At 65.9% G+C, this 5,429-nt stretch carries 6 protein-coding genes; 5 read left to right on the top strand and 1 reads right to left on the bottom strand.

Annotation, left to right across the window (positions count from 1 at the left end):
* The 3 genes from odhB to zapE all read left to right on the top strand — a co-directional run.
* A partial coding sequence (odhB, locus tag FKP22_RS19855) for a 2-oxoglutarate dehydrogenase complex dihydrolipoyllysine-residue succinyltransferase (RefSeq protein WP_141289432.1) occupies positions 1 to 716 on the top strand: 716 nt, incomplete at its 5' end.
* Between the two features lie 80 nt (positions 717 to 796).
* Positions 797 to 2,224 carry a dihydrolipoyl dehydrogenase gene (gene lpdA, locus FKP22_RS19850; RefSeq protein ID WP_141289431.1) on the top strand — a complete coding sequence of 476 codons (1,428 nt, stop codon included), beginning with the start codon at positions 797 to 799 and terminating at the stop codon, positions 2,222 to 2,224.
* Between the two features lie 94 nt (positions 2,225 to 2,318).
* Positions 2,319 to 3,416, top strand: a complete 1,098-nt coding sequence (gene zapE / locus FKP22_RS19845) for a cell division protein ZapE (protein WP_141289430.1) — start codon at positions 2,319 to 2,321, stop codon at positions 3,414 to 3,416.
* Between the two features lie 139 nt (positions 3,417 to 3,555).
* Here the strand turns inward: zapE and FKP22_RS19840 are convergent, their stop codons facing one another.
* Positions 3,556 to 4,323 carry a PP2C family protein-serine/threonine phosphatase gene (locus FKP22_RS19840; RefSeq protein WP_141289429.1) on the bottom strand — a complete coding sequence of 256 codons (768 nt, stop codon included), beginning with the start codon at positions 4,321 to 4,323 and terminating at the stop codon, positions 3,556 to 3,558.
* 44 nt (positions 4,324 to 4,367) lie between these two features.
* On the opposite strand from FKP22_RS19840, the gene FKP22_RS19835 reads away from it, so the two are divergent.
* Positions 4,368 to 4,571: a DUF465 domain-containing protein gene (locus FKP22_RS19835; RefSeq protein WP_141289428.1), complete on the top strand. Its 204-nt coding sequence runs from the start codon at positions 4,368 to 4,370 to the stop codon at positions 4,569 to 4,571.
* An 8-nt stretch (positions 4,572 to 4,579) separates the two neighbouring features.
* On the top strand, positions 4,580 to 5,429 hold an 850-nt coding region (locus FKP22_RS19830; protein ID WP_375140601.1), incomplete at its 3' end, for an ATP-dependent DNA helicase.

Here is a 5,429-nt window from a genome sequence, read left to right as displayed (position 1 = left end):
AGCAGAACCTGGGCGAGCGCGCCGAGCAGCGCGTGCCGATGTCGCGCCTGCGTGCCCGCATTGCCGAGCGCCTGCTGCAGTCGCAAGCCACCAACGCCATCCTGACCACGTTCAACGAAGTGAACATGGCCCCGGTGATGGACATGCGCAAGAAGTTCCAGGACAAGTTCGAGAAGGAACACGGCGTCAAGCTGGGCTTCATGAGCTTCTTCGTCAAGGCGGCGGTGCATGCGCTCAAGAAGTACCCGGTCATCAACGCCTCGGTCGACGGCAATGACATCGTCTACCACGGCTACTTCGACATCGGCATCGCCGTCGGTTCGCCGCGCGGTTTGGTCGTGCCGGTGATCCGCAATGCGGACCAACTGACCTTCGCCGAGATCGAGAAGACGATTGCGCAGTTCGGCCAGAAGGCCAAGGACGGCAAGCTGGGCCTGGAAGAACTGACCGGCGGCACCTTCTCCATCTCCAATGGCGGCACCTTCGGCTCCATGCTGTCGACGCCCATCATCAACCCGCCGCAGTCGGCCATCCTGGGCGTGCATGCGACCAAGGACCGCGCGGTGGTGGAGAACGGCCAGATCGTGATCCGCCCGATGAACTACCTGGCGATGTCCTACGACCACCGCATCATCGACGGCCGTGAAGCCGTGCTGGGCCTGGTGGCAATGAAGGAAGCGCTGGAAGACCCGGCGCGCCTCTTGTTCGACATCTGATCGTTTTCCTCCAGAACGATCCAACGCCCCCAGGCTCGTGCCGGGGGCGTTTTGCCAAGACCTGACAGGAACCTCATTCAATGTCCAAGCAATTCGACGTCGTCGTGATCGGCGGCGGCCCTGGCGGCTACATCGCGGCGATCCGCGCAGCCCAGCTGGGTTTCAACACCGCCTGCATCGACGAGTGGAAGAACGACAAGGGCGGCCCCGCGCCCGGCGGCACCTGCACCAACGTCGGCTGCATCCCGTCGAAGGCGCTGCTGCAGTCCAGCGAGCACTTCGACCATGCCGGCCACGCCTTTGCCGACCACGGCATCTCGGTCAGCGACCTGAAGATCGACATCGCCAAGATGATCGGTCGCAAGGACGCGGTCGTGAAGCAGAACAACGACGGCATCCTGTACCTGTTCAAGAAGAACAAGGTCAGCTTCTTCCACGGCCGCGGCTCGTTCGTCGCAGCCAAGGACGGTGGCTACGAGATCAAGGTCGCTGGCGCTGCTGAAGAGACGCTGCAGGCCAAGCATGTGATCGTCGCCACTGGCTCGAACCCGCGCCAGCTGCCCGGCGCCGAGTTCGACGAATCGCTGATCCTGTCCAACGACGGCGCGCTGCGCATTCCCGCGGTGCCGAAGAAGCTGGGCGTGATCGGCTCCGGCGTCATCGGCCTGGAAATGGGCTCGGTCTGGCGCCGCCTGGGCGCCGAGGTCACCATCCTCGAAGCGCTGCCAGCTTTCCTGGGTGCGGCCGATGAGAGCGTGGCCAAGGAAGCGGCCAAGGTCTTCAAGAAGCAGAACCTGAACATTGAGCTGGGCGTGAAGATCAGCTCGGTGACCAAGGCCGCTGACAGCGTGACCGTGGCCTACACCGATGCCAAGGGTGCCGAGCAGTCGCTGGTGGTGGACAAGCTGATCGTCTCGATCGGTCGGGTTGCCAACACCATCGGCCTGAACCCGGAAGCCGTGGGCCTGAAGCTGGACGAGCGCGGCATGGTGGTGGTCGACGGCGACTGCAAGACCAACCTGCCGGGCGTCTGGGCCATTGGCGACGTGGTGCGCGGCCCGATGCTGGCGCACAAGGCCGAGGAAGAAGGCGTGGCCGTGGCCGAGCGCATTGCCGGCCAGCATGGCCACGTCAACTTCAACACCGTGCCGTGGGTGATCTACACCAGCCCGGAAATTGCCTGGGTCGGCAAGACCGAGCAGCAGCTGAAGGCGGACGGTGTGGCCTACAAGGCCGGCCAGTTCCCGTTCCTGGCCAACGGCCGGGCGCGTGCACTGGGCGACACCACCGGCTTCGTCAAGTTCCTGGCGGACGCCAAGACCGACGAGATCCTGGGCGTGCACATCATCGGCCCGATGGCCTCGGAGCTGATCTCCGAAGCCGTGGTGGCGATGGAGTTCAAGGCCTCGGCCGAAGACATCGCGCGCATCTGCCATGCCCACCCGTCGCTCAGCGAGGCGACCAAGGAAGCCGCGCTGGCGGTGGACAAGCGCACGCTGAACTTCTGACCGGGCAGCGCTGACTGCGCAAGCCCCCGGCCCGCCCGCCTGCCAAGGCCGGCGGGCCTTTTCAATCCTCATCTCCTCTCCGGTTGTCCTCGCCATGACTGTTCGCCAGCTGTATGCGCAATTGCTCGAAGAGCGCGGCTTCCGCGCCGATGAGGCCCAGCTGCGCGCGATCGACGCGCTGGAGCGTTGCGAGAACGAATGGGCCGACTACAAGGGCCGGCGCAGCAATGCGCTGACCAAGATGCTGGTGCGCCCGCCGATCCCGCGCGGCGTCTACATGTACGGCGGCGTGGGCCGCGGCAAGAGCTTCCTGATGGACTGCTTCTTCCAGTCCGTGCCGCTGACCCGCAAGACCCGGCTGCACTTCCACGAATTCATGCGCGAGGTGCACCGTGAGCTGCAGGACCTCAAGGGCCTGCAGAACCCGCTGCAGGAGCTGGGCCGGCGCATTGCCCGGCGCTACCGGCTGATCTGCTTCGATGAATTCCACGTGGCAGACGTGACCGACGCGATGATCCTGCACCGGTTGCTGGAATCGCTGTTCGAGAACCGGGTCTCCATCGTCACGACCTCGAACTTCAAGCCCGACGAGCTGTACCCCAACGGGCTGCACCGTGATCGCATCCTGCCGGCCATCGAATTGCTGAAGGACAAGCTGGAGGTCATCAACGTCGACGCCGGAACCGACTACCGGCAGCGCACGCTGGAGCATCTGGCGCTGTACCACACGCCGCTGGACGCGTCGGCAGAAGCCGCGATGAAGCAGACCTTCGACGAACTGGCCGAGGCCAAGGACGAGTCGCCGCTGCTGCACATCGAGCACCGCGAATTGAAGGCCAAGCGCCGCGCCGGTGGCGTGGTCTGGTTCGATTTCCAGACCCTGTGCGGCGGCCCGCGTTCGCAGAACGACTACCTGGAACTGGCCACCCAGTTCCACACCTTGCTGCTCTCGGGTGTGCCGAAGATGCCGCCCCGGCTGGCCTCGGAAGCGCGCCGCTTCACCTGGTTGGTCGATGTGCTGTACGACCGCCGCGTCAAGCTCATCATCTCGGCCGAAGTGCCCGCCGAAGACCTCTACAACGAAGGCCCGCTGGCCCACGAATTCCCCCGCACCGTCTCCCGCCTGCACGAGATGCGCTCGCAGGAATACTTGTCCCTCGAGCGCCGCAACGTCGACACCTCCTTGACCTGATCCGACGACTTTGACCCGCGCGGTATTTCAGCAACCCGGATCGAAGCGGAGCGTGGCCGCCGCCGGGCCGCCCCAGGCGGTCGCGCAACCCGCTCGGCGGGTGGCTTCGCGTACACGCGAAGCCGGGTGCCCCATTTCTTCAAGTCAACGGGTCGAAGCGGACCATGGCCAAGGAGAGGTTGTCGCCCATGCCGCGGGCGCGCTGGCGCGCCTTGCTGACCAGCATCTCGCTGGCGTCGCGCGGGTGCAGTGCGGTGACGATGGCGCCCAGCTCTTTCGGGCTGAGGTAGTGCCACAGGCCATCGCTGCAGGCCAGCAGCGTGTCGCCCAGTTCCAGCTTGTCCAGTTGTGTGAGCGTGATCGGCGGGTCTTGTTGCGTGCCCAGGCAGCCAGTCAGCAGGTTGGACTGTGGATGGGTGTTGGCCTGGGCTTCGGTGATCTTGCCTTCGTCGATCAGCCGCTGCACGTACGAGTGGTCGATCGTGCGGCGCACCAGCTCGCCGCCGCGGAAATGGTAGACCCGTGAATCGCCGGCGTGCACCGTCCAGGCGCTGCGGTCGGGCAGGAACAGGAAGGCGGCAATCGTGCTGTGCGGCTCTTCGTCGGCCGTGATGGCCGTCAGCTTGATCATCAGGTGCGACTCGATGACCAATTGGCGCAGCATCTCGCCGGGGTCCATGCTGGCGGGTGTGAAGCGGTCGAACACCTGCTTGGCGGTCATGATGACCTGATCGGCCGCCGTGCGACCGCCGCTCTTGCCGCCCATGCCGTCGGCCACCAGGCCGAGCGCGCAGCCTTGCACGCGAGGGTGGGGCAGCACCAGGACCTGGTCCTGCTGATAGGCTCGGTCGCCTTTGTGCAGCCCGGTGGCTGCGGCGATGCGGTATCCCTGGGGTGTCGAACTCATGGGCCGCAATATAAACTCTCAGTTCTGTGGACGCCGACCTTCCCATGCCCGATAGCCTGCATTCGCCACAAAGGCGGCTGATCGAGTTGCGCATGGAACACGCCGACCTCGACAGCCTGATCGACCAGGCCAGCGAAACCCCGCAGCGCGACGACTTGGCGCTGCGCCGCCTGAAAAAGCGCCGGCTGCTGCTGCGCGACCAGATTTCCCGGCTGGCAGCATCGCTGGAGCCGAAAGAGCCCGCCTGAACCCACCCATGAATGTTGAAACCGACGAGCCCATGCTGGCCGATCTGGCCGAGCTGGGCGAGGCGGTTCGCGAAGCGCTGTCCGGCACCGGCGCGCTCGCCCAGGCGGACGGCAACTTCATGCCACGCGAGCAACAAACCGCGCTGGCCAGCGCCGTGGCCGACGCGATCGCCGGGCGCAGTGCGCTGGTCGCCGAAGCCGGCACCGGCGTCGGCAAGACCTTTGCCTACCTGCTGCCGGTGCTGTTGTCGGGCCGGCGCACCTTGGTCAGCACGGCCACCAAGAACCTGCAGGATCAGTTGTTCTTCCGCGACCTGCCGCGCCTGAGGGAGGTGCTCAAGCTGCCGACCACGGTGGCGCTGCTGAAGGGCCGGGCCAGCTACTTGTGCAAGCACCGTCTGGTGCAGGCGCGCGAGGGCGCGCAGCTGCCGGACCGCATGGCCATTCGCGCTTTGGCCCGCATCGAAACCTGGGCGCAGGCGACGCAGAGCGGCGACATCAGCGAACTGGAGGGGCTTGACGAGCGCTCCGAGATCATCCCGCTGGTCACGTCCACGCGCGACAACTGCCTGGGCAGCGAATGCGGCGAATACCACGCCTGCCACGTCATGAAGGCCAGGCGCGAGGCCATGGCGGCCGATGTGGTGGTCGTCAACCATCACCTGTTCTTTGCCGACCTGTCGCTGCGCGACACCGGCGTGGCCGAGCTGCTGCCGACGGTGGACGTGGCGGTGTTCGACGAGGCGCACCAGATGGTCGAGGCTGGCGTGCAGTTCCTCGGCAAGACCCTGGGCACCGGCCAGGTGCTGGACTTTGGCCAGGACATGCTGGCGGCCGGCCTGCAGCAGGCCCGTGGCC

The sequence above is a fragment of the Ideonella azotifigens genome (assembly GCF_006519715.1).
GTDB lineage: Bacteria > Pseudomonadota > Gammaproteobacteria > Burkholderiales > Burkholderiaceae_C > Ideonella > Ideonella azotifigens.
This window is presented reverse-complemented; position numbering and strand designations above follow the sequence as displayed.

Bases quoted from the DNA above. Each gene is read 5' to 3' on its own strand.
- lpdA (WP_141289431.1), top strand. From the start codon at position 797: ATGTCCAAGCAATTCGACGTCGTCGTGATCGGCGGCGGCCCTGGCGGC.
- zapE (WP_141289430.1), top strand. From the start codon at position 2,319: ATGACTGTTCGCCAGCTGTATGCGCAATTGCTCGAAGAGCGCGGCTTC.
- FKP22_RS19840 (WP_141289429.1), bottom strand. From the start codon at position 4,323: ATGAGTTCGACACCCCAGGGATACCGCATCGCCGCAGCCACCGGGCTG.
- FKP22_RS19835 (WP_141289428.1), top strand. From the start codon at position 4,368: ATGCCCGATAGCCTGCATTCGCCACAAAGGCGGCTGATCGAGTTGCGC.